The 24,732-nt window shown below is 74.9% G+C and carries 25 protein-coding genes and 1 pseudogene; 6 read left to right on the top strand and 20 right to left on the bottom strand.

What is annotated here, in order from left to right; all coding sequences use genetic code 11:
• Positions 1–10: 10 nt before the first annotated feature.
• The 3 genes from ACZ6B1_RS15090 to ACZ6B1_RS15080 form a co-directional block, all read right to left on the bottom strand.
• Positions 11–1,513, bottom strand: coding sequence for an acyl-CoA synthetase (locus ACZ6B1_RS15090; RefSeq protein ID WP_468778393.1), 1,503 nt, complete (start codon positions 1,511–1,513; stop codon positions 11–13).
• A gap of 58 nt (positions 1,514–1,571) precedes the next feature.
• Positions 1,572–3,131: a phytoene desaturase family protein gene (locus ACZ6B1_RS15085; protein ID WP_468778390.1), complete on the bottom strand. Its 1,560-nt coding sequence runs from the start codon at positions 3,129–3,131 to the stop codon at positions 1,572–1,574.
• A gap of 348 nt (positions 3,132–3,479) precedes the next feature.
• On the bottom strand, positions 3,480–3,851 hold the full coding sequence (locus ACZ6B1_RS15080) for a four-helix bundle copper-binding protein (RefSeq protein WP_468778387.1): 372 nt from the start codon (positions 3,849–3,851) through the stop codon (positions 3,480–3,482).
• A 143-nt stretch (positions 3,852–3,994) separates the two neighbouring features.
• Here ACZ6B1_RS15080 and ACZ6B1_RS15075 point away from each other — a divergent pair, with 143 nt between their 5' ends.
• On the top strand, positions 3,995–4,360 hold the full coding sequence (locus tag ACZ6B1_RS15075; RefSeq protein WP_468778385.1) for a DUF6479 family protein: 366 nt from the start codon (positions 3,995–3,997) through the stop codon (positions 4,358–4,360).
• A gap of 95 nt (positions 4,361–4,455) precedes the next feature.
• Here the strand turns inward: ACZ6B1_RS15075 and ACZ6B1_RS15070 are convergent, their stop codons facing one another.
• The 15 genes and pseudogenes from ACZ6B1_RS15070 to ACZ6B1_RS15000 all read right to left on the bottom strand — a co-directional run bounded on the left by ACZ6B1_RS15070 (position 4,456) and on the right by ACZ6B1_RS15000 (position 19,087).
• Positions 4,456–4,911: an RpiB/LacA/LacB family sugar-phosphate isomerase gene (locus tag ACZ6B1_RS15070; RefSeq protein ID WP_468778383.1), complete on the bottom strand. Its 456-nt coding sequence runs from the start codon at positions 4,909–4,911 to the stop codon at positions 4,456–4,458.
• Positions 4,912–5,154: 243 nt separating this feature from the next.
• The gene (locus ACZ6B1_RS15065; RefSeq protein ID WP_468778381.1) at positions 5,155–6,405 is read right to left on the bottom strand and encodes an ANTAR domain-containing protein; all 1,251 of its coding nucleotides are present in this window, start codon (positions 6,403–6,405) and stop codon (positions 5,155–5,157) included.
• Between the two features lie 133 nt (positions 6,406–6,538).
• Positions 6,539–6,958: an STAS domain-containing protein gene (locus tag ACZ6B1_RS15060; RefSeq protein WP_468778378.1), complete on the bottom strand. Its 420-nt coding sequence runs from the start codon at positions 6,956–6,958 to the stop codon at positions 6,539–6,541.
• A gap of 175 nt (positions 6,959–7,133) precedes the next feature.
• Positions 7,134–7,455: pseudogene (locus tag ACZ6B1_RS15055) on the bottom strand (glycosyltransferase family 2 protein); the annotation flags it as partial.
• Positions 7,452–8,378 (bottom strand): glycosyltransferase family 2 protein, encoded by a 927-nt coding sequence (locus tag ACZ6B1_RS15050; protein ID WP_468778376.1) that lies wholly within the window; start codon positions 8,376–8,378, stop codon positions 7,452–7,454. The pseudogene ACZ6B1_RS15055 and the gene ACZ6B1_RS15050, both read right to left, overlap by 4 nt.
• Positions 8,368–9,372, bottom strand: a complete 1,005-nt coding sequence (locus ACZ6B1_RS15045; RefSeq protein WP_468778374.1) for a glycosyltransferase family 9 protein — start codon at positions 9,370–9,372, stop codon at positions 8,368–8,370. The genes ACZ6B1_RS15050 and ACZ6B1_RS15045 overlap by 11 nt, the downstream gene beginning before the upstream one ends.
• A gap of 37 nt (positions 9,373–9,409) precedes the next feature.
• Entirely contained in the window at positions 9,410–10,846 is a 1,437-nt protein-coding gene (locus ACZ6B1_RS15040) for a PfkB family carbohydrate kinase (RefSeq protein ID WP_468778371.1), read from the bottom strand.
• Positions 10,843–11,571 carry a D-sedoheptulose-7-phosphate isomerase gene (locus tag ACZ6B1_RS15035; protein ID WP_468778368.1) on the bottom strand — a complete coding sequence of 243 codons (729 nt, stop codon included), beginning with the start codon at positions 11,569–11,571 and terminating at the stop codon, positions 10,843–10,845. Before ACZ6B1_RS15035 ends, ACZ6B1_RS15040 begins: the two co-directional genes overlap by 4 nt.
• 13 nt (positions 11,572–11,584) lie before the next feature.
• Positions 11,585–12,823 carry a glycosyltransferase gene (locus ACZ6B1_RS15030; protein ID WP_468778365.1) on the bottom strand — a complete coding sequence of 413 codons (1,239 nt, stop codon included), beginning with the start codon at positions 12,821–12,823 and terminating at the stop codon, positions 11,585–11,587.
• Entirely contained in the window at positions 12,820–13,782 is a 963-nt protein-coding gene (locus tag ACZ6B1_RS15025; RefSeq protein ID WP_468778363.1) for a glycosyltransferase, read from the bottom strand. The genes ACZ6B1_RS15030 and ACZ6B1_RS15025 overlap by 4 nt, the downstream gene beginning before the upstream one ends.
• On the bottom strand, positions 13,779–14,789 hold the full coding sequence (locus tag ACZ6B1_RS15020; protein WP_468778360.1) for a glycosyltransferase family 9 protein: 1,011 nt from the start codon (positions 14,787–14,789) through the stop codon (positions 13,779–13,781). The genes ACZ6B1_RS15025 and ACZ6B1_RS15020 overlap by 4 nt, the downstream gene beginning before the upstream one ends.
• The gene (locus ACZ6B1_RS15015) at positions 14,786–15,361 is read right to left on the bottom strand and encodes a D-glycero-alpha-D-manno-heptose-1,7-bisphosphate 7-phosphatase (protein ID WP_468778358.1); all 576 of its coding nucleotides are present in this window, start codon (positions 15,359–15,361) and stop codon (positions 14,786–14,788) included. Before ACZ6B1_RS15015 ends, ACZ6B1_RS15020 begins: the two co-directional genes overlap by 4 nt.
• Positions 15,358–16,359 (bottom strand): glycosyltransferase family 2 protein, encoded by a 1,002-nt coding sequence (locus ACZ6B1_RS15010; protein ID WP_468778356.1) that lies wholly within the window; start codon positions 16,357–16,359, stop codon positions 15,358–15,360. Before ACZ6B1_RS15010 ends, ACZ6B1_RS15015 begins: the two co-directional genes overlap by 4 nt.
• Positions 16,356–17,990: a carbamoyltransferase family protein gene (locus ACZ6B1_RS15005; protein WP_468778354.1), complete on the bottom strand. Its 1,635-nt coding sequence runs from the start codon at positions 17,988–17,990 to the stop codon at positions 16,356–16,358. The genes ACZ6B1_RS15010 and ACZ6B1_RS15005 overlap by 4 nt, the downstream gene beginning before the upstream one ends.
• Positions 17,991–18,028: 38 nt before the next feature.
• Complete coding sequence (locus ACZ6B1_RS15000; protein ID WP_468778351.1) at positions 18,029–19,087, bottom strand: NAD-dependent epimerase/dehydratase family protein; 1,059 nt, start codon at positions 19,085–19,087, stop codon at positions 18,029–18,031.
• A gap of 917 nt (positions 19,088–20,004) precedes the next feature.
• On the opposite strand from ACZ6B1_RS15000, the gene ACZ6B1_RS14995 reads away from it, so the two are divergent.
• Together ACZ6B1_RS14995 and ACZ6B1_RS14990 are read left to right on the top strand one after the other, a co-directional pair.
• Positions 20,005–20,283, top strand: coding sequence for a polysaccharide pyruvyl transferase family protein (locus ACZ6B1_RS14995; RefSeq protein ID WP_468778349.1), 279 nt, complete (start codon positions 20,005–20,007; stop codon positions 20,281–20,283).
• Between the two features lie 103 nt (positions 20,284–20,386).
• Positions 20,387–20,950 carry a hemerythrin domain-containing protein gene (locus ACZ6B1_RS14990; protein ID WP_468778347.1) on the top strand — a complete coding sequence of 188 codons (564 nt, stop codon included), beginning with the start codon at positions 20,387–20,389 and terminating at the stop codon, positions 20,948–20,950.
• 179 nt (positions 20,951–21,129) lie between these two features.
• Here ACZ6B1_RS14990 and ACZ6B1_RS14985 read toward each other — a convergent pair whose 3' ends face one another.
• Positions 21,130–21,477, bottom strand: a complete 348-nt coding sequence (locus ACZ6B1_RS14985) for a DUF3040 domain-containing protein (RefSeq protein WP_468778345.1) — start codon at positions 21,475–21,477, stop codon at positions 21,130–21,132.
• 279 nt (positions 21,478–21,756) lie between these two features.
• Between ACZ6B1_RS14985 and dhaK the strand changes: the two genes are divergently transcribed.
• The 3 genes from dhaK to ACZ6B1_RS14970 are packed head-to-tail and all read left to right on the top strand — an operon-like array spanning position 21,757 to position 23,813.
• Positions 21,757–22,749 (top strand): dihydroxyacetone kinase subunit DhaK, encoded by a 993-nt coding sequence (gene dhaK, locus ACZ6B1_RS14980; RefSeq protein WP_351660900.1) that lies wholly within the window; start codon positions 21,757–21,759, stop codon positions 22,747–22,749.
• A gap of 46 nt (positions 22,750–22,795) precedes the next feature.
• The gene (gene dhaL / locus ACZ6B1_RS14975) at positions 22,796–23,410 is read left to right on the top strand and encodes a dihydroxyacetone kinase subunit DhaL (protein ID WP_468778342.1); all 615 of its coding nucleotides are present in this window, start codon (positions 22,796–22,798) and stop codon (positions 23,408–23,410) included.
• Positions 23,403–23,813 carry a PTS-dependent dihydroxyacetone kinase phosphotransferase subunit DhaM gene (locus ACZ6B1_RS14970; RefSeq protein ID WP_468778340.1) on the top strand — a complete coding sequence of 137 codons (411 nt, stop codon included), beginning with the start codon at positions 23,403–23,405 and terminating at the stop codon, positions 23,811–23,813. Before dhaL ends, ACZ6B1_RS14970 begins: the two co-directional genes overlap by 8 nt.
• Positions 23,814–23,901: 88 nt before the next feature.
• Here ACZ6B1_RS14970 and ACZ6B1_RS14965 read toward each other — a convergent pair whose 3' ends face one another.
• Positions 23,902–24,600, bottom strand: a complete 699-nt coding sequence (locus ACZ6B1_RS14965) for a glycoside hydrolase family 75 protein (RefSeq protein ID WP_468778337.1) — start codon at positions 24,598–24,600, stop codon at positions 23,902–23,904.
• Positions 24,601–24,732: the final 132 nt, after the last annotated feature.

Raw genomic sequence — 24,732 nt, 5'->3', positions numbered from 1 at the left:
CCCACCAGGGCTAGGAGCCGCCGCCGAACCGGTCGCGCAGTTCACGCTTGAGGATCTTGCCGCTGGCGTTGCGGGGCAGCTCGTCCACGAACAGCACCCGTTTGGGCGCCTTGAAGGGGGCGAGCTTCTGCCGTACGTGCGCGACGAGTTGCTCCTCCGTCACGTCACCGCGCGGGACGACGACGGCGGTGACGGCCTCGATCCACCGTTCGTCGGGCAGGCCGACGACCGCGGCCTCGGCAACGGCCTCGTGGGTGTAGAGCGCGTCCTCCACCTGACGGGAGGCGACCAGCACGCCACCGGAGTTGATGACGTCCTTCACCCGGTCGACGATCGTGTAGTACCCCTCCGCGTCGCGCACCGCCAGGTCGCCGGAGTGGAACCAGCCGTCCCGGAAGGCCTCGGCGGTCTCCTCGGGCCGGTCCCAGTAGCCCTCGCACAGCTGCGGTGAGCGGTAGACGATCTCACCGGGCGTGCCGTCGGGCACGTCCTCGCCCCGTTCGTCCACCACGCGCGCGTCCACGAACAGCACCGGCCGGCCGCAGGAGTCGGGCCGGCCGTCGTGCTCGTCGGGGGCCAGCACGGTGGCGAGCGGGCCGATCTCGCTCTGCCCGAAGCAGTTGTAGACGGCGAGCTTCGGCAGGCGTTCGCGCAGCCGCTGGAGCACCGGGACGGGCATGATCGAGGCGCCGTAGTAGGCCTTGCGCAGTCCGTCGAGGTCACGGGTGGCGAAGTCGGGCCGGTTGGCCAGGCCGATCCACACGGTCGGTGGCGCGAACAGGCTGTCCACCCGGCCCTGTTCGATCAGGTCGAAGAGCCGGTCCCCGTCCGGGGCGTCCAGCAGCACGCTGGTCGCGCCGACCGCGAGGTACGGCAGCAGGAACACGTGCATCTGCGCCGAGTGGTAGAGCGGCAGCGCGTGGGCGGGCCGGTCGCCGGCGCTCAGGTCGAGGGCGGTGATCGCGCTCAGGTACTCGTGCACCAGCGCGCGGTGCGTCATCATCGCGCCCTTGGGCGCGGCGGTGGTGCCGGAGGTGTACAGCAGTTGCACCAGGTCCTCGGCGCGCGGCTCCGGCCCGTCGTACGGCGGTGCGTCCGCCAGCCGGGCGAGCAGGGAGCCGTTGGCGTCCCGCAGGGGCAGCGCCCGTACGCCGTCCGGGAGCCGGCCGGCGAGATCCGGGTCGGCGAGCACCAGGGTGCTGCCCGACTGGCCGACGATGTACGCCAGGTCGTCGCCGGTCAGGTTCTGGTTGACCGGCACATGGACCAGGCCGGCGCGGGCGCAGGCCAGGAAGGCGATCAGGTAGGCGTCGGAGTTGTGCCCGTAGGCGGCGACCCGGTCTCCCTGGGCCAGGCCCTCCGCGCGCAGCAGCCCCGCCGCGCGCGTGACCGCGTCGTCCAGTTCCTCGTAGGTCCAGCCGCGTTCGCCGTACTCCAGTGCGATGCGTGCCGGGGTGCGCCGGGCGCTGCGCCGCAGCACCCCGTCGACCGTGCTGCCGTGTCCCTGCGTCATGACAGCCGATCCTCGGCCCGCCGGACGGGCTGGTCAAGAACCCGTGGCTGCTCGCGCGCTACGACTCCAGCACCGCCATGGCCGCGTTGTGCCCCGGCACTCCGCTCACCCCTCCCCCGCGCACCGCGCCGGCGCCGCACAGCAGCACGCCCGGGTGCGCGGTCTCCACGCCCCAGCGCCCGGTGCCCTCCTGGGCGTACGGCCAGGACAGGGCGCGGTGGAAGATGTTGCCGCCGGGCAGGCGCAGGTCCCGTTCGAGGTCGAGCGGGGTCTTCGCCTCGATGCAGGGGCGGCCGTCGGCGTCGGTGGCGAGGCAGTCGGCGAGGGGTTCGGCGAGATGGGCGTCGAGCTGCGCCAGGGTTGACTTCAGCAGCTCCTCGCGGACGGCGTCGTTGTCCCGGTCGAACAGCCGGGCGGGGGTGTGCAGTCCGAAGAGGGTGAGGGTCTGGTAGCCGCGTGCGGCGAGGTCGGGGCCGAGGATGCTGGGGTCGGTCAGCGAGTGGCAGTAGATCTCCGAGGGCGGCGCCGCGGGGAGTTCTCCGGCGGCCGCCTGGGCGTGGGCGGTGGCCAGTTGCCGGTAGCCCTCGGCGATGTGGAAGGTGCCGGCGAAGGCCTCACGGGGGTCGACCGAGTCGTCGCGGAGCCTGGGCAGCCGGGTGAGCAGCATGTTGACCTTGAGCTGGGCGCCCTCGGCCGGCTCCGGGGCCGGGTCACCCATGAGTGCGGCCAGCTCCTGCGGCGAGGCGTTGACCAGGACGTGCCGGGCGACGGCGACCCCCTCGCCGTCGGCCGTGCGGTAGGTGACCTCGGCGGTCTTCCCGTCGCTTTCGACGCGGACCGCCTCGTGTCCGGTCGCGATCTCCACGCCGGCCGTGCGCGCCGCGGCCGCCAGCGCGTCGGTGAGGGCGCCCATGCCGCCGACGGGCACGTCCCAGGCGCCGGTGCCGCCGCCGATGACGTGGTAGAGGAAGCAGCGGTTCTGGGCGAGTGAGGGGTCGTGGGCGTCGGCGAAGGTGCCGATGAGCGCGTCGGTGAGGACCACGCCCCGCACCAGGTCGTCGGTGAAGTTCTCCTCGACGGCGACCCCGATCGGCTCCTCGAACAGCGCCCGCCAGGCGGTCTCGTCGTCGACGCGCCGACGCAGTTCGTCCCGGCCGGGCAGCGGTTCGGTGAGTGTGGGGAACACCCGCTCGGCCACCCGGCTCGTCATGCCGTAGAAGCGCTGCCAGGCCGCGTACTCCTGCTCGCCGCCGGTAAGCCGGGCGAACGCCTCCCGGGTGCGCCGTTCCCCGCCGCCGACGAGCAGCCCGGTGGCCCGCCCGCCGCGTTCGGTGGGCGTGTACGAGGAGATGGTGCGCCCACGCACCTGGAACCGGAGCCCGAGGTCGCGCACGATCTTCCGCGGCAGCAGGCTGACCAGGTACGAGTAGCGCGACAGCCGGGCCTCCACCCCGGCGAACGGACGCGTCGAGACGGCGGCCCCACCGGTGTGGCCGAGCCGCTCCAGCACCAGCACGGACCGCCCGGCCCGCGCCAGGTAGGCGGCGGCGACCAGTCCGTTGTGACCACCGCCGACGATGACGGCGTCGTAGGTCCGGGTTCCCTCGTTGGCAGGCATGGTCCTTCGTAACACGTGATGATCAAGACGGGCCAGAGGCGTGCGCGGTTGGCGTGGCACCACGGTGCTGCTGGGACGGCTCAGGACCACTCCCTGGTGCGCATATACGGATGAATCGTCATCCCGCCAGAAGCACCCCGGGCTGACGCCGGTACGGGTCATCCACCAGGAGAACCACGTCCTCGTCGGCGCCGGTGGGCGCGGCCGCGAAAGGCCGTCACTGTTTCGCCGCGAGGTGCCTGAGCGCGATGTCGAGTTCGAGGACCGCGCGCGCGGCGAGCGCCGGGCACGGCAAGGCCGTCGGCGTCGGCTTCGCGCGGTGGAGCGGGTCAGTCCGCTCGGACCGACTCAGTCGAGCGTCACCATGAAGTCCGTGCACGCCACGGCGCAGGCACGGCACACCGCAGCGGCGGACTCTGCGCCGGGGTGCTCGTCGAAGGCGTGGGCGCAGTCGAGGCAGACCGAGCGGCACCATTCGAGCTGCACTCTGATCCCGTCCTCGTCCTGACCGTTCTGCTCGGAGAGCGTGCGGCACGTCGCGTCGCACACTTCGGCGCACATGATCCCCAGCCGGCGTACGCGCTCCTGCTGCTCCGTGCCGTCCGGGTCCAGGAGGCTCGCGCGCACCGCGCAGGCCCTGGCGCACTCCGCGCATGCCTGGGCGCACGTGAACCGGTCCTCGAGGAACCGGTAGAGCTGCTGCTGCGTAGGCGATGACACACCCGGCGGGTAGCCGGGTCCCGGCCGGGCAAACGCATAGGCCACGAAGGAGGGCGGCGCAACCGGAGACAGGTCGCCGACCGCTACGGACGGCCACGCAAGGTGTCCGGTTCGTCCCATTCTGGGTGGGGTATTCCTGAGCTATGAGTACCGCACAGATGCAGCTGGCCGCGGCAAGCGGCCTGATGGGCCTCGTGTTCTTCGTCATAGCCGTCGCCGTGCTGGCGCTGCTCGCCGGCGGCTTCTGGTTGAACTCCCGGGAGAAGTACCGCGAGCCTCCCCGACCGCGTCCCGAGGAGCAGCCGCACCTGCCACCGGAGGGCGCGGTGCACGAGATCCGGGAGAACCGGGAATCCCAGGATGTCCCCGTCACTCCCAAGGGCGGTCGCCCGCTCACACCGTACGAGCTGACCAACCTCGACTCCAGGCCCAGCGACTCGCAGGACCGCCCGCGCTGGAGCAAGGGATCGAGCGGCTCGTTCGGCGGTGGAGGGCTGGGCGCCCACTGACCCCGAACCCCGGCCCGGCACCCGATTCCCGACCCGGCACCCGATTCCCGACGAGAGCTGCTCGCATCCGGCCCGCGCCGGGCCGTCGCACGTCGTCAGGCGCCGTTCCCGGCGGCGTCCAGGCGGCCGACGCGGGCCACGTTGCGCAGGTCCTCGGGGTCCTGGCTGGGTTCGGCCGCGAACCACGCGTCGAGGATCTCCCGCAGCACCGGCGCGGAGGTGAGCCGCAGTCCGAGCGCCAGGACGTTGGCGTCGTTCCAGCGCCGCGCCCCCTCCGCCGTACCGGCGTCCGTGCACAGGGCCGCGCGGACGCCCGGCACCTTGTTCGCCGCGATGGAGGCGCCGGTGCCGGTCCAGCAGCACACGACCGCCTGATCGGCCGCGCCGTCGGCGACGTCCCGGGCGGCGGCCTCGGAGCAGACAGCCCACTGCGGGTCGGCGCCGGGACGCAGCGCGCCGTGCTCACGCACCTCGTGGCCGCGCCGGCGCAGCTCCTCGACGAGGTACCGGGCCACGGGTTCGTCCATGTCGGAGGAGACGGAGATCCGCATGCTCCGGAGCCTAACGGTTGCCGGCCCACGGGTCCCGGCCCGACGGGTCCCCGATCCGCCGGATTCCGGCCCGACAGGTCCCGGACCGACGGACTCCGGTCCGGCCGGTGAGCGGTCCCGGAGGCATCAGGTGACACCGGCGGCCACGGGTGAGGCACATCGTGGCCGCGGCCCACTCCGGCCGAGGCGGCCCGGCGGCCCGTGACGGCGGTCCGCGATCCGCGCCGCCGGGCCGCCTCGGCCTCAGGGCGCGCGGCGGGTCAGGAGCCTGTGCAGGTGCTCCAGCGCGTCCAGGAGCACCGAGCGGTGGTACCAGCTCAGCCAGGCCGCCGTGTCGGCGGCCAGCACGTCGAGGGTCTCGCTCCGGGCGCCCGCCGGCAGGTGACCGGTCTCGGGCCAGTGCAGGGTGATCACCCCGGTGCAGGACCCGGCGGCGGAGACGATGGGGACGCTGTGCAGGGCGCGGGTGTCCGTGGCCAGCAGGGCGCGCCTCGTCTCGTCGGACAGCAGCGGCTCCGCCGCCACGTCGGGCACGCTCACCCGGCGGCCCCTGATCCGGGCGATCGCGTCGGCCATGCCCTCGTCCAGGACCCGGACGAGGTGGTCCAGAAACCTTTCGTCACAGCCGTAGTGCGTCTCCAGCGTCAGTGCGTTCACCGCCGGGTCCACGAACCGCACGTACCCCGCGGTGGCCCGGCCGACGGCCAGTGCTTCGTGCAGCACCGCGTCGATCATCTGGCGCCGGCAGCGCGGGTCCCGGCCTTCCCGGGCCAGGATCCGCAGCTGCGGCACGGGCAGGGAGCGACGGCCGGGGAACCAGACCTCGCCGTCCGGGGGCCGGGCCACCACGACGGCGGACACCAGGACGCGCAGCGGCACGTTGAACCGCTGCGAGGCCTCGCGCAGCACCCGGAAGGCGCTGCCGGAGTCGGGCAGGCCGTAGCGGGCCATCAGCGTGCCCTGCGCCATGCCGATCACCGGGGCGGTGCGCACCCGGGCCCGCAGGGCCCGGACCTCCTTGTGCAGGTCCTCGTAAGACGGACGCCACAGGTCGGCCATCTGCGAGCGCCAGGCCGGCAGGTCCTCCACCGGGGCCGTGGCCCGCGCCAGCTCCCGCAGCGCCTCGTCGAGGGTCGCGTACAGCAGCACGCCGTCGAGGCGGGCGAGATGCACGGCCTCGCGTACACCGGGGCGGGCCCGGATGATGATCAGATCGGGGCGGCCGGCGCGGACCCGGGTGGTCTCGCTCAGCGCGTGCAGGACGGCGGCGCCGCCCAGTTGGACATGGGCCATGTCGAGAACCGGCCGCAGTCCGGCGCGGTCGGCCTCTTCCAGATGACCGCGCAGCTCGTCCGACCAGACCGCGGCGCCGTCCGGGCTCAGACTGCCGGACATGCGCAGGAGCAGGGCGCCCTCGGCGGGCAGGCCCTCCACCACGGACGACTCGATGACGAGAGGGGCCGGTGCGCCCGGGCGGGCGGAGGAGGATTTCACGGCATCACCACACCAGGACGTCACAAAGCCTCGAATATCCGCAAAAGGCCTCTTTCTGACCTTGGACCACCACCTTGCACGCTCGCCGCCCGGCCCTCAACCGCACCGCGCGGGGCCCCGTCGGCGATTCGTGTCAGTGAAGGCCGCCGGGCCGCGCCGGTTCGCCCGCCGGCAGGGAGTCCAGGGCGGACGCCGTGGTGGGGTGCACCCGGACGCCCGGCAGACCGGCGAGCCGCAGCGCCTCGCGCACATGCGGCCGGGGCTGGACGATCGGCAGGCAGCGGCCGGTCAGGGCGAGTCCGCCGGTGGCCCGGTCCAGCGAGCGCACCGCGACGGCACTGGCCAGGTACACCTCGGTCATGTCCAGTACGAGGTGCTCGCCGGCCCGGTCGGACTGGCGCAGATGCTCCGCCAGGGCCTCGGAGAACTCCGCGGCGTTGGACGCGTCGACCGTGCCACGCGCCTTGAGAAGAGTGACGCGGCAGGACTCGGAGCGGCTCTCCCGTACGGCTCGGAGCAGCAGCGGGGCAGCGGGAAGCAGGCCTTTTTCCATGGGCGGGGCACTTCCTGGGAGGGAGGGCTCGGCCAGCCGCTTCTTGACCGGGGAGGGGACCACTGTGCCGCCCCCCGGTGCCCGAAGCAACGACGTGTCTCCGGGCGTGTCGCCGAGGGGCCGGGTCGCGGGCTCCCGTGCTGCCCGGCGCCCCGTCCCCGGGCCTCCAGCCGACGGCCCGGCGCAGGCTGCCCGGCTCCCACCAGGAGTCGTCGTCGCAGAAGGCGACATAGGCGTGCGGACGTGGCGTACCGCCAGGTTGCGGCCGACGGCCCCGAGGTTGCGGCCGGGGCACAGCAGGGTCATCTCCGGGAAGTGCCGGGCGACGGCTTCGGCGGTGCCGTCTGCCGAGGCGTTGTCGGTGACGATCACCCGGGCCGCTCGGGGAGCCGCCTGAGGCGGGTGAGGGTGCGCAGGAGTTCGTCGCGGCGGTCGTGGGTGATCAGGACCACGGTCGTACGGCCGTCCGGGTGCCCCTGCGGGTGTGTCCGGCTCATCGGGCGCCTCCGGCGGGCTGCCGGTCGAGCAGGCGTGCGGCGTGTTCGACGTGCGGGGGCAGCGGCCGGCGCCCGGCGACGGCGGCGGGCAGCCGTACGAGGGTCTCGCGCAGTGCGCGGCGGGCGCCGGGCCGGGCGGTGACTGCGGCCAGGGTGAGGTCGGCACCGGCGCGCAGGGCGAGGGGCCAGGGCCGGCGCAGGCAGGTGGTGAGCACATGGTTGCGCCTGACCAGGCTGGAGCGACCGGCGCGGCCGTCGGTCTGGGGGTGGTGGCGGGCGCACAGGGAGGGCTCGTAGGCCAGGCCCCAGCCGCGGGCCGCGAGGTCGTAGGCGAGGAGCGTCTCCTCCCCGCCGAAGAAGAGCAGCGGGTGGTAGCCGCCGGCGCCCAGGAACGCCTCCCGGCGCACGACGCAGGCGCAGCCGAGGAAGCCGAGCACCGGGCGGCCGGGCAGGTCCGGTTCGCTGGGCAGGGGTGAGGCGGCGAGCACGGCGTTCAGCGGGTCCTCGGTGCCCCGCTCACCGACCAGGGTGCGGGCTGCGAGCAGCCCGAGCCGTGGGTGCCCGTCGAGCAGGTCGGCCGCGTGGCGCAGGGAGCCCGGGGTCCACCAGGAGTCGTCGTCGCTGAAGGCGACATAGGGGGTGCTGGCTTGCCGGACGGCCAGGTTGCGGCCGACGGCGCCGGTGTTGGTGGCGGGCCGCAGCAGACGGGTGACCGCCGGGTGACCGTGCACCGCCTCCCGGGTGGTGTCGTGGCGGGAGTTGTCGACGACGATCACGGGCGGCCGTTCGGGCAGCGCGGCCAGGGCGTCGAGGGTGCGCAGCAGACTGCCGGGCCGGTCGCGGGTGATGACGGCGACCGTGATCCTCCGGTCCGGTCCGGCGGCGGGCCGGCGGGTGGGTCCTGGGGACCGGTCAGTGGACACGCGCCGCCACCCCCCATCCGGGGGTCCCGGACGCTCCGGCGCGGACCTGCCGGCCCCGGAGCTGCAGCAGGCAGGCAGCGGCGACCTCGCTGGTGTGGACGCGCAGCAGCCGGGCGTCCGGGTTGCGGCCGTGCGGGTCCCCGGGCGGGCCGGGCTTCCACAGGGCCAGGTGGCGGTGGCCGGGCGGTGGTCCCCACAGTCTCGGGGAGACGGGGCCGAACAGGGTGACCGACCGGGTGCCGTGGGCCACCGCGAGGTGGGCGATGCCGGTGTCACCGCTGAGCACCAGCGACGCCCCGGCCACCAGCGCCGACAGCTCGTCCAGGGGCACGCCCCCGCTGAACACGTCCGACGCAGGCCGGCCGCCGCGCTCGGCGACGGACCGAACGAGGGCGTCCTCCCCGGGGCCGCCGGTCAGCACCACCCGGTGTCCGGCCGCGCGCAGACACCGTACGACGGCGGCGAACCGCTCCCCCGGCCAGCGGCGCGAGCCCGACGCGGCCCCGGGGTGCACCACGACCGCACCGGGCGCCGGTGACGGCGTGGACGGGGCCGGCAGGCGCAGATCGAGGGGGTCGGCCGGAATGCCGTGGGCGCGCAGGAAGGCGCACCAGCGGTCCCGTTCGTGGACGTGCGGCTGCCAGGGCGGACCGTCCGGCAGGGCGTGGGCGAGCAGCCGGCGCGGGTTCAGGGCGGCCAGCGCCTCGCGGCTCTCGGGACCGTTGCCGTGCAGGTCGATCGCCACGTCCGGCGGCGGCCCCGGCCAGTACGCGAGGGACGGCACGGCCCGGCCCGGCGCCTCGGCCGGGAGGACTTCGTCGACCGCCCCGGTGGACAGGGCGATGCCGGTCAGCGCGGGCGGCAGGGCGAGGACCACCCGGTGCCCCGGGAAGCCCCGTCGGACCGCGCGCAGCGCGGGCACCCCGGCGAGCAGGTCGCCGAGTCCCAGGGCACGCAGCACCAGTACGGTCGGGGGACGCGAGTCGGATGTCACCGGACCGGCCCCGAGGGTGGCGGGTGTGGGAAGCGGGTCACTGGACGGGTCCTCCGGTACGGGCGGGTGCCAGGGCCGCGCGGCGGGCGAGGCCGGTGGTGGAGCGGCCGTCGAGGTAGGGCAGCAGGAGGACCTGGCCTCCCCAGCTCTCGACGAGCGGCTGCTCGGGCAGCCGGGTGCGGGCGTAGTCGCCGCCCTTGGCCCAGATGTGGGGGCGCAGTTCGCCGAGGACGCGTTCCGGTGTGTCCTCGGCGAAGACGGCGACCGCGTCGACGCACTCCAGCGCGCTGAGCACGCGTACCCGGTCGGCCGCCGGGACCAGGGGCCGGCCGCCGCCCTTGCGCCTGCGCACCGAGTCGTCGGAGTTGACACAGACGATCAGGCAGTCGCCGGCCCGGCGCGCGGCCTGCAGCAGGGCGACATGGCCGGCGTGCAGCAGGTCGAAGCAGCCGCCCGCGGCGACCACGGTGCCGCCCGCGGCCCGTACCCGGGCGGCGGTGCGCCGGGCGGCGGCAGCGCAGTCCTCGCCGGCCGGCCGCTCCGGTGGGGTGTCGGGCGCCTCGGACACGGCGACGGCGCGGGCGCCGCCCTCGGCGACGTACCGGGTGGCGGCGTGCACGGCACCCTGGACGGCCGCCTCGGTGAAGGCGCCGTCGGCGAGCAGCCCGGCGGCGGCCGCCGCGAACCGGTCCCCGGCCCCGCAGGGGTCGCCCGCCGCGGTAACCGGGGCCGGCACCAGCAGGGGGGTCTCGCCGTACGAGAGCAGCGCGCCGCGTTCGCCCAGGGTGACCGCGACGGCGTGCGCGCGCCAGGCCCGGGCGAGCGCGCCGGCGTCCTGGGCGGCCGTGCGCAGTACACCTCCGTCGCCGGGCGCGGTGCCCGGGTCCCCGGCCGGCCGCCGGGCGAGGAGGCGGGCCTCCTGCGCGGAGGGGGTGGCCAGCCGTACGCCGGGGACCGGCGGGCCGCCCCGCACATGCGGGTCCCACACCACGGGCGCCCGCGCGGCGGCGGCGGCCAGCGCCTCCCGGAGGACGTCGGCGGTGCCCCGGCCGTAGTCGGCGACCAGGACGGCGTCCGCCGCGCGGACCGCGGCCAGGGCGGCCCGGCTCGCCTCGCGGGCGCGTCCCTCGCCGTCGTCGAGGCGGAGCAGTGGCCGGTCTCCGGCGAGTACGCGGGTCTTGCTGCCGAGTTCGCCGTCCAGCGGCACCTCGACCAGGTCGACGCGGCCGGCCAGCAGGTCCCGCAAAATGCCGCTGGTCGCGTCGTCGCCGAGGGCGGTGACGAGGGTGACCGGGCGGCCGTCGGAGGCGGCCAGGCAGGCGGCGAGGGCGGCGCCGCCCGGACGGGAGCTGCGCCGGGTGCCGTGCACCACCGGCACGGGCGCGTCGGGGGCCAGCCGCTCGGCCCGGCCGCACAGGTCGTGGTCGAGCAGCGCGTCCCCGACGACGACCAGGGGGGTACGGGGGGTGTTCATGCGTCTCCTTCCCCGCGCCGCGCCCGGGTGCCCGCGGTGCGGCCGTGGCCGTCCGGCCGGGCGCCGTCCATCCGGCCCCGCGCTTGGCTGTCCGATCGGCCGTCGACACCGGGCCGGCCGTCACCTCGACCGTCCGCCGTGCCTCCGCCCGCCTCGCCCCGTTCGACGGCCCGGTCGAACGACTCGCAGAGCATGTGCACGGCGACCAGGTGCAGTTCCTGCACGGTGGCGGCCACCGGCGCGTAAACGCACAGCGCGTCGTCGGCGGCCAGGTGCAGGGGGTTGGGGGCCCGGCCGGTCAGCGCCCAGACGGTCATGCCGAGCCGGTGGGCGCGGTCGGCCGCGGCCAGCAGGTTGGCGCTGGCACCGCTGGTGGACAGCAGCATCAGCACGTCGCCGGGGCGGCCGTGTGCGGCGGTCTGGCGGGCGAACACCTCCTGGACGCCGTAGTCGTTGGCGATCGCGGTGGTGGAGGAGGTGTCGGCGTGCAGGGCGAGCGCGGAGAACGGCGCCCGGTCGTCCCGGTAGCGGCCCACGAGTTCGGCGGTGAGGTGCTGCGCCTGGGCGGCGCTGCCGCCGTTGCCGGCGACCAGCAGCCGGCCTCCTGAGCCCAGCCGCCGAGCGAGTTCGGCGCCCCAGCGTTCGATGAGGGCGCCCTGGTCGCGGAACGTCTCCAGGGCTCTCATCAGGTCGTCGCAGTGCGCGGTGTCGGTGACGGTCTTCATCGGGCGGCTCCCTTCATCGGACGACTTCCGAGAGCGAGGGCGTCGAGGACACGGCGTCGTACACCCCGGCCACGCCGTCGGCCACGCGGTCCCAGGTGTAGTGGGCCAGCACCCGTTCGCGGCCGGCGGCGCCGAGGCGGGCGAGCCGGTCGGGGTCGTCGAGGAGTTCGCGGACGACTTCGCCGAGGTGGTGGTGGTCGTCGTCGGCCGGGACGTGGACGCCAGTGGTGCCGTCCACGACCGTGTCGAGCTGGCCGCCCACGGCGGTGGCGACGACCGGGGTGGCGCAGGCCATGGCCTCGAGCGGGACGATGCCGAAGGGCTCGTAGCGAGGCAGGGACAGCACGAGGTCGGCGCCCGCCATCAGGCGCGGCATCCGGGTCCGGCCGACCCCGCCGAGCAGGGTCACCCGGTCGGTGACGCCGTACTCGCCGGCGATGGCGTGCAGCCGCCGGGCCTCCGGCTCGGTGCCCAGCAGCTCCGCCTCGGGGCCGCCGGCGACGAGGAGTTCGGCGTCGGGTATCCCGGCGAGGGCGCGGATGGTGCGGTCGAAGCCCTTGCGGGGCACGAGCCGACCGACGGCGAGCAGCCGCCTGCGGACGCCGGGCAGCATCCCGGGGCGGCCGGACGGCGCGAACTGGTCGGGGTCGACCCCGCAGGGGACGACCGTGACGCGGTCCTCCGGCAGGCCCATGGACCGCAGTTCGGCCACCTCGTCGGAGCAGGTGGCGATGATCCGCGCGCACTCGTGGCCGACGGCCTCCTCGATCGCGACGCGCTCGGGCGGGCTGGTGTCGTCGGCGCCCTGGTAGCGCTTCTTGACGGTGCCGAGGGCGTGGTAGGTCTGCACGACCGGGATACCCAGGCCCCGGGTTCCGGTCAGGGCGGCGAGGCCCGACATCCAGAAGTGGGCGTGCACCACGTCGGGTGGGTCGGCGGCCCACTGCCGGGCCAGGAATGCGCCGAACGCGGCCATATGGGGCAGCAGTTCGTCCTTGGGTACGGGTGCGGGCGGCCCGGCGGGCACATGCACCACCTGGACCCCGTCGATGAGGGTCATCCGGTCCGGCAGGCCGGTGGAGTCCCGCCGGGTGTACACCGTGACCCGGTACCCCTTGCGGGCCAGTTGCCGGGCCACCTGCGCCACGTACACGTTCTGGCCGCCGGCGTCCGGTCCGCCGAGCGCGGCCAACGGGCTGGCGTGCTCGGAGACCATGGCGACGCGCCCGGCCGGGGGCAGAATGCGGCTCATCGGGTGACCTCCTTGATCAGGCGCTCCCAGTCGTCGAGGAAGCGTCGCTCTCCGTAGCGGGCCAGGGCCGCGGCGCGGGCCGCCTGCCCCGTGCGGCGGGCGTGGTCCGGTTCGGCGAGGAACGTCCGTACGGCGTCCTCGAGGACGTCGAGCCGGTTGGAGACCACGCCTGCGCCCGGGGGGACCGCCTCGCGGACCTCGGTGGTGTCCAGGGCCACCACCGGCATGCCCAGGAACATCGCCTCCAGCAGGGACAGGCCGAGCGAGGTCCAGCGCACCGGGTGCAGGTACAGCCGGCAGCGGGCCATCGCGCGGTGCAGTTCGTGCTGGGGCAGGTCCCGGGCGCGGCAGCGCTCGGCGGACAGGCCGAGGTGTCCGGCGAGGCCCTCGGTGCGCATCCCGAAGACGTCCAGGGGCGCCGAGCGGGCGAACCGGGGCAGCAAATCCGTTCCGGTGGTGCGGCCCCTGCGCACCGGCTCGTTGACCACGACGGCGGCGCGGCGCTCGGTGCCGGTCCAGCGGTGGCCGGGGTCGACGATGCCGTGCTCCACGACCTCGGCCGGTGCCCTGCCGCTGTCCCACATCAGCCGGTTGAAGTGGGTGACATGGACGACGGGGATCTCCGTCTGCCCGGCGAGCGGATGGAGTTGCCGTTCCGGGGACACGTCCGGGCTGTTGTGCTCGACGTACACGGCGGGCACGTCCACGCCCGGCACACGGCCGGTCCAGCGCCGGGCGAGGCCGAGCTCGTGCGGACGCTGCAGCACCATCAGGTCGATGTCGGTGTCGCGCAATTGTCCGGTGGTCCGTTCGAGCACCGTCGCGGGCCAGTCCCATGTCACCGCGCGGCCCAGGCCGTCGGGTCCGCGGTCCTCGGTGACCGGGAGCAGGTAGGTGTGGGGGCCACGCACGAAGGCCGTGAGCCAGGATCCGTGCACGTGCCAGACGAGGATGTTCATGACTGCCGCTCCTGGATGAGCTTGTGCACCGCGCGCACCACGTCCTGTCCGGTGACCTCGTCCAGGCAGGGGTGGCCGGGCACCGGGCAGACGAGGGCCCTGGTGTCCGCGCACGGCGCCGACTGGTCGCCGAGAAGGATGACGGGGACGCCGTAGGGCGCCCAGCGGCCGGCCGGGACGACGGGCGCGAACAGCGACACGACGGGGGTGCCGACCGCTGCCGCCAGGTGGGCCGGGCCGGTGTTGGCGCTCACCACGACGTCGGCTGCGCGCAGCACGCCGGCGAGGGTGCGTGGGGTGGTGCGGCCACCGAGGTCCACGGCCAGGTCCGCGCTCGCCCGGCGGGTGAGCGCGGTCTCGTCCGGCCCGCCGGTGACGACCACGCGGTGCCCGGCGTCGGCCAGCAGCGCGACCGCCTCCTCGCACCGGTGGGGGCTCCAGGCACGGGCGGGGGCGGTGGCGCCGGGGTGCAGCACCACGTAGGGGCCGTGACCGGTCAGGGCGGCGGTGTCGGGCGGCGGCAGCACCCGCGGGCGGCCGTCGTCGCCGGGCGGGAGCGGGAAGCCCATCGCGGCGGCGGTGTCCAGGGCCGCCTCGATCTCGTGCCGGCCCGGCAGCCGCCGGTGGCGGACGTCCAGCAGCCGGCCGGCGTGGTCGACGCTGTCGGCGCCGATGTGCCCGATCCCCGCGAGGCGCAGCACGAGCGCGGCCGGCAGGGGGCTCTGGTGGAAGGAGGTGAGGATCAGGGCGGAGTCGAAGGCGGCGGCGCGCAGCCGCCCGGCCAGCGCGTGCACGTCGGCGGCGTCGACCGGAGGCGGGTCGAAGCCCTCCCAGGGCGCCTCCCACACCAGCACCTCGTCGACGCCGGGCAGCAGCCGGGCGGCCTCGGCGCCGCGCGGGCCGCACAGCATGGCGACGTGCGAGCGGTGCGCGGCGACGGCACGGACGGCGGGTCCGGCGAGCAGCACGTCACCGAAGCTGTCGAGCCGGACGACGAGCGCCTTCACGGGGACCGCCTCCCGCCGTGGACACCCTGTTCGCGTGCCCGGGTGCCCAGTGCCGTGCGCACCGCTGTGAGGACGTCGGGGGCGCTCTGGGCGGCGAAGCGCCGCACCTCGGCGGGCGCGGTGGCCGCGTTGGGGACGAGGACGCCCCGGGCGCCCGCCGCCCGGGCGGCCAGCAGGTCCGCGGCGATGTCGCCGATCACCAGGCACCGGTCGGGGCGGACACCCAGGCGGGCGGCGGCCATGAGGACGAGACCCGGGCGGGGCTTGCGGCAGGCGCAGCCGTCGTCCGGGGTGTGCGGGCAGAAGACCCAGGTCCCGACACCGCCGAGGAGCCTGTCCGCCCGCTCGTTGACGGCGTGGACCTGGCCGGGGGTGAGCAGTCCGCGGCCGATGCCCGACTGGTTGCTGACCACGGCGGTGGCGAGCCCCGCACGGCGGGCCAGTGCCACGGCCTCGACGGCACCGGGCAGCGGGCGGACGCGGTCGGGGTCGCCGTTGTACGGGACGTCCGCGAGCAGGGTGCCGTCGCGGTCGAACAGGACGGCGCGGAGGGGCGGCCGGTCCGTGCTCACGCGGCGCCTCCCAGAGGTACGGCACCCCGGTGACGGACGGCTCCGCGCAGCCAGTGCCGTACCGCGAGCGGCGGTATGAGCACGCTGGTGCCCAGCATCCCGGCGATCTCGCGGGCGGTGCGGGGGCCGGGCCGGATCCGGGCGAGGGCGAACTCGGCCGTGCCGAGCGTCCACAGCGCCGCGCAGAGCGCGGCGGTACGGCGGCGGCCGGTGAGCGCGCAGACGGCGGAGGCGAGCGCGGCGCCGGTCACCGCGACATGCCCCGGCAGCCGTCCCCGGGGGGCCTGGGCGCGGGCCCACCAGTCTCGGCCGTGCAGCCGGCTCATCAGGGCGTCGTCGGCGTTGCCGCGCTGCGCGGGCAGCGAGGCCCACCACTGGGACGGGCGGACCGGGTGCCGGGTGAGGCGGGTGCCGCGGTGCAGGGTCCAGCCGGCCCGCTCCATGCGCAGGGCGAGGTCGGCGTCCTCCCGGAAGGCCCGCGGGAAGCGCTCGTCGAAGCCGCCGACCTGGATGAGCGCGGCGGTGCGGTACGCCATGTCGGCGGTGGCCCAGGCGGCGTTCTCCAGGCCCTTGGTGGTGCGCTCCCAGTCGGTGGGCCGGCGGTGCAGGGGCAGGGGGACACGCAGCCGTCCCTGGATGCCGCCGACGTGCTCGCCTGCCGCCCTCAGGTCGTCGGCGAGTCTGCGGGACCAGTCCGGCAGCACCTGGACGTCGTCGTCGAGGAAGACGGTCCAGGGCGTACGGACGGTCCGCCACCCGGCGTTGCGGGCGGCGGCCGGGCCCTTTCCGCCGGTGTGCAGGGCCCTCACCCGGTCGAGGAGCTGGCCCGCGGCCTCCAGCGGCAGGCCGGTGTCGGGGTCGGTGGCGGGCCGGTCGTCGACGACGATCACCTCGTGCGGCGGGTGGCCCTGGGCCGCGGCCAGCGCGCGCAGGCACTCGGCGAGGCAGGGACGGCCGATCGTCGGTACGACGACGGTGTAGGCGGGAGCGGCGCTCATGCGAAGGCCTTTCCGCGGCGGACGGCGAACGGGCCGAGGACCAGCAGGTCGACGGGGGCGGAGCCGAAGCACTCCAGGGCGTCCCGGGGGTCGTCCACCATGGGCCGGCCGGCGGTGTTGAGGCTGGTGTTGACCACGACGGGCAGGCCGGTGCGCCGCTCGAACCCGTCGATCACGCGGGCCATCAGCGGCTCCAGCGCGCGGTCCACGGTCTGGATGCGGGCGGTGCCGTCGACGTGCACCACGGCCGGGACGCGGTCCTTCCAGGCTTCCGCAACGTCGTGCACGAAGAGCATGTGCGGGCTGGGCAGCGGGCCGTCGAACAGTTCCGCCGCGCGCTCGGCGAGGACGATGGGCGCGACCGGCCGGAACTCCTCGCGTCCCTTGACGGCGTTGAGCCGTTCCAGGTTGGCGGCGTGCCCGGGGTGCGCGAGCAGTGAGCGGTGGCCGAGGGCGCGCGGCCCGTACTCGCTGCGGCCCTGGAACCAGGCGACGATGCCGTCGGCGGCGAGCGTCCCGGCGGTCGTCTCGGCGATGTCGGCGGGCTCCTCGTAGGGCACCGCCGCCCGCTCGAGCCAGTCGCGTAGTTCGGTGTCGCTCCAGCCGCGGCCGAGGGCGGCGGTCGGCATCGGCTCCACGGTGTCCTTCTCGCCGGCCACGTGGGCGGCCGCGCCGAGGGCAGTGCCGGCGTCCCCGGCGGCGGGCTGCACCCACACGTGGCGGAAGCCGCTCTCCCGCCAGATCCGGGTGTTGGCGACGCAGTTGAGAGCGACGCCGCCGGCCATGGCGAGGGCGTCCTCGCCGGTGCGCTCGCGCAGCCGGCGGGCCAGGGCGAGCACGGTCTCCTCCAGGCAGAGCTGTGCGCTGGCCGCGAGGTCGGCGTGGTCCTGGCTCCAGGCTCCACCCGCCTCGCGCGGCGGGACGAGCAAGGCCCAGGGCACCGGGCGGGCCCGGAAGCCGCCCCGGTCGTCGGCCCCGACGTACTCGCGCAGCCGGCCGGCGAAGCGCGGGGTGCCGTAGGAGGCCAGTGCCATCACCTTGAACTCGTCGCTGCTGCGCAGGAATCCGAGGTGATGGGTGAGGTCCTCGTAGAACAGGCCCAGGGAGTCTGGCAGTTCCTGGGTGCCGAGGACGGTCAGCTCGCGGTTGGTGTACCGGCCGGCCAGGTGGGAGCCGCACTCGCCGCGGCCGTCCAGGACGAGGACGGCGCAGTCCGGGTAGGGCGAAAGGGGTCCGGCGGAGGCCGCGTGCGCGATGTGGTGCGGGACGAAGCGGACCTTGGCCGGGTCCAGACCCGGCAGTGCCTCGGCGAGGAAAGAGGGAGCCCGGCGCGCGTACTCCTGGCGCAGGTGGTCCCAGGGGTCGTGCAGGCCCATCCGCTCGGCCGGGCGGGCCAGCGAGGGGTCGTAGGAGTAGGCGACGGCGTCCAGGTCGGACGGGGTCAGGCCGGCCTGTTCGAGGCACCAGCGGGCCGAGAGTTCGGGCAGTTCCCAGGCGGAGAAGGGGACGGGCCGCTTGCCGTGCTTGCGACGGGAGAACCGTTCCTCCTCCGCCGCCGCCACGACCTTGCCGTCCGTCATGAGGGCGGCGGCGGGGTCGTGGAAGAGTGCGTTGATACCAAGGACGTGCATGCGCTGTCTCCTGGGCGGCGGGCGGGGCGGTCGAGTGGTCAGGTCCGTGCGGCCGGCTCCTCGTCCGGAGATGGTGTCCGTCCGTCCGGGGACCGGACGGGCTCCCGCGGAGGCAGGGTGCGCTCCTCCGGGGACAGGGCGGTGAAGTAGGCGATCGTCTGCTTCAGGCCCTCCTCCCAGGGCACCTGCGGGGCCCAGCCGAGCAGCTCGCGGGCGAGCGCGGTGTCGGGGCGGCGCCGGCCGGGGTCGTCGACGGGCCGGTCGACGAACGCGATCGGCGAGCGGGAGCCGGTCAGCGCCACCACGCGGCGGGCGAGGTCGCCCATGGTGATCTCGTCGGCGCCGCCGATGTTGACGGGCCGCACCGACCGGCTGGCCGCCACCCGCAGCACCCCGTCGACGGTGTCGTCGACGTAGCACAGCGAGCGGGTCTGGCTGCCGTCGCCGGTCACCGTGAGCGGTTCGCCGGCCAGGGCCTGGCTGATGAAGGTGGGCACGGCGCGTCCGTCGTGTGCGCGCATGCGCGGTCCGTACGTGTTGAACAGCCGGACGATCCCGGCGTCGGCGCCGACGGTGCCGGCGTGCGCGGTGACGAGCGCCTCGGCGAACCGTTTGGACTCGTCGTACACGCTGCGCGGGCCGACCGGGTTGACGTTGCCCCAGTAGCCCTCGTGCTGGGGATGCACGAGCGGGTCACCGTACACCTCGGACGTGGAGGCGAGCAGGAAGCGGGCGCCGTCACGCTCGGCGATCGTCAGGGCGTTGCGGGTGCCGAGGCTGCCCGCGTCCAGGGTCTCCAGCGGCAGCCGGAGGTAGTCGGCGGGCGACGCCGGACAGGCGAAGTGCAGGACCAGGTCGTACGGACCCGGCAGCAGCCGGGGGCAGTCGGGGGCGCTGACGTCGCAGCGCACGTAGCGGAACCCGGGCCGGCCCTCCAGGTGGGCGACGTTCGCCCGCCGGCCGCAGACCAGGTTGTCGGCGCAGTCGACTTCGGCTCCCGAATCCAGCAGCCGTTCGCACAGATGGGAACCGAGGAAGCCGGCGCCGCCGGTCACGACGGCACGGCGCCAGGGCACCGCGAGGGTCTCACCAGTCATGGGCTCGTCCTTAGTCCACGTCATCCGCGTCGCCGGCTCGCCGGGGCGCCCGGAACGCCGCGTGGAAGCAGGCGTTCGGCGCGTGTGTGTGCGGCCCGGCCGGCCTCGTCGCCGGCTCGTCGAGCGGGACTGTGATGGAAGACGGAAGGGGCCCGGTCCCCGCTGATCCGGAGGACCGCCCTCGTCGGCCGCCGCTGGCTGGACGGCACTGGCATCGGTGTTCCCGTACCAGTTGGCTTCACACCTTAAATCCATGATGTCCGGAATGACGGGCACTCGCGACTCAGGATGATCGCCCGCCCGGGGAGACGCCCATGGACGACGAGGGCCCCGACGCCCTGCTGCGCCTGCTGCGGCGGCCCGGGCATCCGCCCCGGCGGCTGCTTGTCACCGGCTGGTTCAGTTCCCTGGACGGCGAGGCGACGGCCGGTGACGTCCTGGCGTCGGCGGCGCTGGACCGGGCCGGCGTCCGGCACGATACCGCGTGGAGGAGCCCCGGCTTCCAGCCGGCGCGCTGTCCCTGGAGACGGCGGACCCGCGCGCGTACGACACGCTCCTCTTCGTCTGCGGCCCGGTACACGGCCCGCAAGTCGTCGCCCTGCGTCGTGGGTTCGCACACTGCCGACGGCTGGCGGCCGACGTCAGCGCGATCGACCCGGCGGATCCGGCGGTCACCGGTTCCCCGAGATCGTGCCCCGGCACGGCACCCCGGCGCCCGCCCGGCGTGACCTGGCCGCCACGGCTCCGGTGGGCCCGCTGCCGCCGGTGGCCGGGCTGGTGCTCAGACACGGCCAGGGCGAGTACGGCGGGCGCCGCAGGCACGAGCGTGTGAACGAGCGTCTCACCGGCCGGCTCGCCGCCAAGGACTGCGTGCGGTTGCCGGCCGACACCCGGCTGGCCGGGGACGACTGGCGGCTGTGCGCCACGGCCGAGCAGTTCCTGGCCCTGTCTCCCGGCTCGACCTGGTGGTCACCACCCGGCTGCACGGCCTGGTGCTCGCCCTGCGCACCGGCACCCCGGCGATCGCCGTGGACCCGGTGGCGGGCGGCGAGAAGGTGAGCGCCCAGGCACAGGCGCTGGGGTGGCCGGCGGTGATCGAGGCGGGTGCGCTGTCCGCGCGCATCCTGGACCACTGGTGGGCCTGGGCGCTGTCCGGGGCGGGCCGGACGGCGGCACGGCGCCACTCGAAGGGCTGAGCGGCGGGAGCCGGCCGTGTAGCGGGTCCGGGGCGGGGCACTCGGCGCGGCGACGAGCGGCGGGCCGCGCACGGTTCCCCCGCGTATCCGAGGAGGTAGCGACATGGGTCACGGCGGGAACGTCATCCAGGAACTGACGACCGATCACCGGGAGGTCGAGGAGATCTTCGGCCGGATCGAGGCGTTGCCCCCCGGTTCCGGGGAACGAAAGACACTGGCCGACCAGGCCACCATCGAACTGGTCCGTCACTCGGTGGCCGAGGAGGCCTATCTCTACCCGGCGGTGCGCAAGCACATCGAGGGCGGGGACGCCCTCGCCGACAAGGAGCTCGAGGACCACGCCCAGGCCGAGCAGATCATGAAGGACCTGGAGGGCCTCGACGCGGACGACGCGCGGTTCGACCCGCTCATGACCCGGCTGATGAGCGAGATCCGCTCGCATCTGGCCGACGAGGAGCAGAACCTCTTCCCGCGGCTTCAGGCTGCCTGTACACCGGAGGCGCTGGACGAGCTCGGCGAGAAGGTGCGCAAGGCGAAGAAGACCGCGCCGACCCGCCCGCACCCGATGGCCCCGGACAAGCCCCCGGCCAACAAGCTGCTGGCGCCCGGCGCCGGCATGGTGGACCGGCTGCGGGACGCGATGTCGGGGCGGGGCAAGGAGAGCTGAAGAACCGCACGGCAGCCGACCAGGTCGGGACCTCCCGGTGCCCGCCGTCCCCCAGGGGCAGCGCGGGCACCGGGAGGTCTGCCGTGCGGCGGCGCCGCAAGGTCTGCCGTGCGGCGGGCTCCGGGAGCCGCGCCGTTCCGGTGGATCCCGGTAACGGGCCCCGGGCCCTCCGCGGATGCTCAGAGCCACCGGGTGAGCCGCCGGCCGGGCCGCGCCCGGCGGGTGACGCGGCACAGCAGCCGGAAGGACTGGAGCAGGGTGAGCGGCCCCAGCAGGGCGAAGCACCACAGCGGAGCGGGTGCGGAGGTGCGCACCCCCGTGACGGCCGCGAACGCGGACGCCGTGAGCAGCAGCAGGACGGAGAGCGGGAGCCACACGCCCTGCCGGCTCCGGGTGCTCCGGTGGGCGCCGGCCTGCATGCGGTGGGCGAACCGGCGGTCCTGCCGGAGGTTCGCCTCGATCTGCAGCAGTGCGAGCCGCTCGCGCGGCGAGAGACGTACGTCCTCGGGGGTCTCCCAGTCGTCCACGGAAACGGCACCTCCTCGCACCGGCCGCCGGCCGGCGTGCCCCCTATTCCGGGCTCTTGCGCAAGGCCGAGTTCCCCGTGCGGCCGTCCCGAAGCGCCCGCCGCGGCGGGCCCCGCCGCCACCGGGAGGGGCGCCGCCGCACGCGAGTGCGCGCACGTGACCTTCCGCGCAGAAGGGCCGATACTTCCAGTAGCAAGGTCTCCAGCCCTCTCACATCGCCCTAAACGACCAGCGGGTACCGGGCCGACAGCCCCCCGCCAGGCTTGCCAGGAGGCACCCATGAGGATGCTGATCAACGTCCCCGAGACCGTCGTGGCGGATGCGCTGCGGGGTATGGCTGCCGCTCATCCGGAGCTGACCGTGGACGTGGAGAACCGGGTGGTCGTGCGCCGGGACGCCCCCGTGGCCGGCCAGGTCGCACTCGTCTCGGGTGGCGGGTCGGGGCACGAGCCGCTGCACGGCGGCTTCGTCGGTCCGGGCATGCTCTCGGCGGCCTGCCCGGGAGAGGTGTTCACCTCGCCGGTGCCCGACCAGATGGCGCGCGCCGCGGCGGCCGTCGACAGCGGGGCCGGCGTGCTGTTCATCGTGAAGAACTACACCGGTGACGTGCTCAACTTCGACATGGCCGCGGAGCTCGCCGAGGACGAGGGCATCCAGGTCGCGAAGGTGCTGGTCAACGATGACGTGGCGGTGACGGACAGCCTGTACACGGCCGGGCGGCGCGGCACCGGCGCCACCCTGTTCGTGGAGAAGATCGCGGGCGCGGCCGCGGCCGAGGGGCAGCCCCTGGAGCGGGTGGAGGCCATCGGGCGCCAGGTGAACGAGAACGCGCGCAGCTTCGGAGTGGCGCTCAGCGCCTGTACGACCCCTTCCAAGGGCAGCCCCACCTTCGATCTGCCGGACGGCGAACTGGAGTTGGGCATCGGCATCCACGGCGAGCCGGGCCGGGAGCGACGGGCGATGATGACCTCCGGGGAGATCGCCGACTTCGCGGTGCACGCCATCCTGGAGGACATGCCCCCGCACAACCCCGTGCTGGTCCTGGTCAACGGCATGGGCGCCACTCCGCTGCTGGAGCTGTACGGCTTCAACGCCGAGGTGCAGCGGGTGCTGACCGAACGGGGCGTGACCGTGGCCCGCACCCTCGTCGGCAACTACGTCACCTCCCTCGACATGGCGGGCGCCTCGGTCACCCTGTGCCAGGTCGACGAGGAACTGCTGCGGCTGTGGGACGCGCCGGTGAAGACCCCCGGGCTGCGCTGGGGGATGTGACGAGGCGGACAAAGCGGCCAACCCCCCTACCATGCAAGGAGATCCAGTGCTCGACGCCGATTTCTTCCGCCGTTGGATGACCGTGACCGCCGCGTCGGTCGACCGGGAGGCGGACCGGCTCACCGCCCTCGACTCGGCCATCGGCGACGCCGACCACGGCAGCAACATGCACCGAGGGTTCACCGCGGTCATGACCGCTCTGGAGAAGGAGACGCCGGACACTCCCGGCGCCGTGCTGACCCTGGCCGGGCGGCTGCTGATCTCGACGGTCGGCGGGGCGTCGGGACCGCTCTACGGCACTCTGCTGCGCCGGACCGGCAAGGCGCTCGGGGACGCGGCCGAGGTGAGCGAGGAGCAGCTGGCCGAGGCGCTCCGGGCGGGCGTGGACGGGGTGATGGCGCTCGGCAAGGCGACCCCCGGCGACAAGACCATGATCGACGCGCTGGTCCCGGCGGTGGACGCGCTCGGCGACGGGTTCGCCGCGGCGCGCGCGGCCGCCGAGGAGGGCGCGGTGGCCACCACCCCGCTGCAGGCCCGCAAGGGCCGGGCCAGTTACCTCGGCGAGCGCAGCATCGGCCACCAGGACCCGGGCGCCACGTCCTCGGCCCTGCTGATCGCCGGGCTCGAGGAAGCGGCCGGTGAGGAGGCCCGCGGTGAGTGACGAGAAGCTGGTGGGGATCGTGCTGGTGTCGCACAGCGCGGAGGTCGCGGCCTCCGTCGCCGAGCTGGCGAAGGGTCTGGCGGGCGGGGCCACGGCGGTGCCGGTCGCCCCGGCGGGCGGCACCGAGGGCGGCGGGCTCGGCACCAGCGCCGAGCTGATCTCGGCCGCGGCCGCCGCGGTGGACCGGGGCGCGGGTGTCGCCGTACTCATGGACCTCGGCAGCGCGGTGCTCACCGTGAAGGCGCTGCTCGCCGAGGGCGACGAACTCCCGGACGGCGCGCGCCTGGTGGACGCCCCGTTCGTCGAGGGCGCGGTCGCCGCGGTGGTCACGGCGGCCACGGGCGCCGACCTGGACGCGGTCGAGGCGGCGGCGGCCGAGGCGTACAGCTACCGGAAGGAGTGAGATCCGGGTCCGGCGGCGGGCCACGGGACGATCACCCTGGTAACCGCCGGCGGACGGAACCCTGCTCCAGGGCGCGGCGGGGCCGCGCTCAGTGGGGCGCGACGAAGCGGCGGGCCAGCCGCTCGCCGGCCTCCACCGCGGCCCGGTGGCTCTCGATCGGGGTGATGCGGGAGTCCTTGAAGACGATGTACGTGACGCCGGAGGCGGCGCCGCCGCGGATCGGGTCGGGGAGGATGCCCAGGCCGCGGGCGGTGGCGTACGAGGCCTCGCCGATCATGTCGCGCGGGCCCGCGTCGCCGACGACCGCGTACTGGACCCGGTCCCGGTAGATCACGGCCGCCACGGAGCCGCCCCGGATGCCGTAGTCGCGGTGGTCCCAGATGCGGCTCGGGATCGGCAGCACGATGTAGGGCAGGGACGCGGCATTGAGATGGCGGCCGTCGGACTGCTGGTAGGCGGTGGCGGCCGAGAACAGCGGATCGGTGCGGCGGTTGCAGCGGGCGGTGGGCCGTCCGTCGCAGTCGATGTCGAGATCGGCCTTCCAGAACACCGCTCCGCGGGTGCCGCACACGGACACCTTCGCGGACGAGGCGTCGTCGGTGCGGTATCCGCCCCGGGAGACCCGGTCGCAGGAGCGCACCCGGCCCAGCAGGTCGGCGGCGGTCACGGCGCCCTCGCCGTGCGCGGCCGGTGGTCTCTCCCGGGTCGGGACGGCCACCGCGGGCGGCGTCGTGGGGGCGAGCAGGGCGGCACCGGCCGCGGCCAGCGTCAGCGTCTGGACACGCACTCTGAGGGACCCTCTCCTCGGGAACATTCCGGACACCATGCCCAAAACCGCATCAATCGGCGAGTGCGACACTCCTTTGGGTCCGGATGGAGCAGCACGTTGACGCGTTCGTCTGATGAGCAGCCAAAAGGC

This window comes from Streptomyces sp. NPDC041129, from assembly GCF_055592265.1.
The sequence above is the reverse complement of the archived record's forward strand: the minus strand, read 5'-3'. Positions and strand labels throughout refer to the sequence as shown.

What these genes read in the sequence shown, in the direction of transcription:
- ACZ6B1_RS15090 (WP_468778393.1), bottom strand. Translation starts at nt 1,513, where the DNA reads ATGACGCAGGGACACGGCAGCACGGTCGACGGGGTGCTGCGGCGCAGC.
- ACZ6B1_RS15085 (WP_468778390.1), bottom strand. Translation starts at nt 3,131, where the DNA reads ATGCCTGCCAACGAGGGAACCCGGACCTACGACGCCGTCATCGTCGGC.
- ACZ6B1_RS15075 (WP_468778385.1), top strand. Translation starts at nt 3,995, where the DNA reads ATGAGTACCGCACAGATGCAGCTGGCCGCGGCAAGCGGCCTGATGGGC.
- ACZ6B1_RS15070 (WP_468778383.1), bottom strand. Translation starts at nt 4,911, where the DNA reads ATGCGGATCTCCGTCTCCTCCGACATGGACGAACCCGTGGCCCGGTAC.
- ACZ6B1_RS15060 (WP_468778378.1), bottom strand. Translation starts at nt 6,958, where the DNA reads ATGGAAAAAGGCCTGCTTCCCGCTGCCCCGCTGCTGCTCCGAGCCGTA.
- ACZ6B1_RS15040 (WP_468778371.1), bottom strand. Translation starts at nt 10,846, where the DNA reads ATGAACACCCCCCGTACCCCCCTGGTCGTCGTCGGGGACGCGCTGCTC.
- ACZ6B1_RS15035 (WP_468778368.1), bottom strand. Translation starts at nt 11,571, where the DNA reads ATGAAGACCGTCACCGACACCGCGCACTGCGACGACCTGATGAGAGCC.
- ACZ6B1_RS15030 (WP_468778365.1), bottom strand. Translation starts at nt 12,823, where the DNA reads ATGAGCCGCATTCTGCCCCCGGCCGGGCGCGTCGCCATGGTCTCCGAG.
- ACZ6B1_RS15025 (WP_468778363.1), bottom strand. Translation starts at nt 13,782, where the DNA reads ATGAACATCCTCGTCTGGCACGTGCACGGATCCTGGCTCACGGCCTTC.
- ACZ6B1_RS15010 (WP_468778356.1), bottom strand. Translation starts at nt 16,359, where the DNA reads ATGAGCGCCGCTCCCGCCTACACCGTCGTCGTACCGACGATCGGCCGT.
- ACZ6B1_RS15005 (WP_468778354.1), bottom strand. Translation starts at nt 17,990, where the DNA reads ATGCACGTCCTTGGTATCAACGCACTCTTCCACGACCCCGCCGCCGCC.
- ACZ6B1_RS15000 (WP_468778351.1), bottom strand. Translation starts at nt 19,087, where the DNA reads ATGACTGGTGAGACCCTCGCGGTGCCCTGGCGCCGTGCCGTCGTGACC.
- ACZ6B1_RS14990 (WP_468778347.1), top strand. Translation starts at nt 20,387, where the DNA reads ATGGGTCACGGCGGGAACGTCATCCAGGAACTGACGACCGATCACCGG.
- dhaK (WP_351660900.1), top strand. Translation starts at nt 21,757, where the DNA reads ATGAGGATGCTGATCAACGTCCCCGAGACCGTCGTGGCGGATGCGCTG.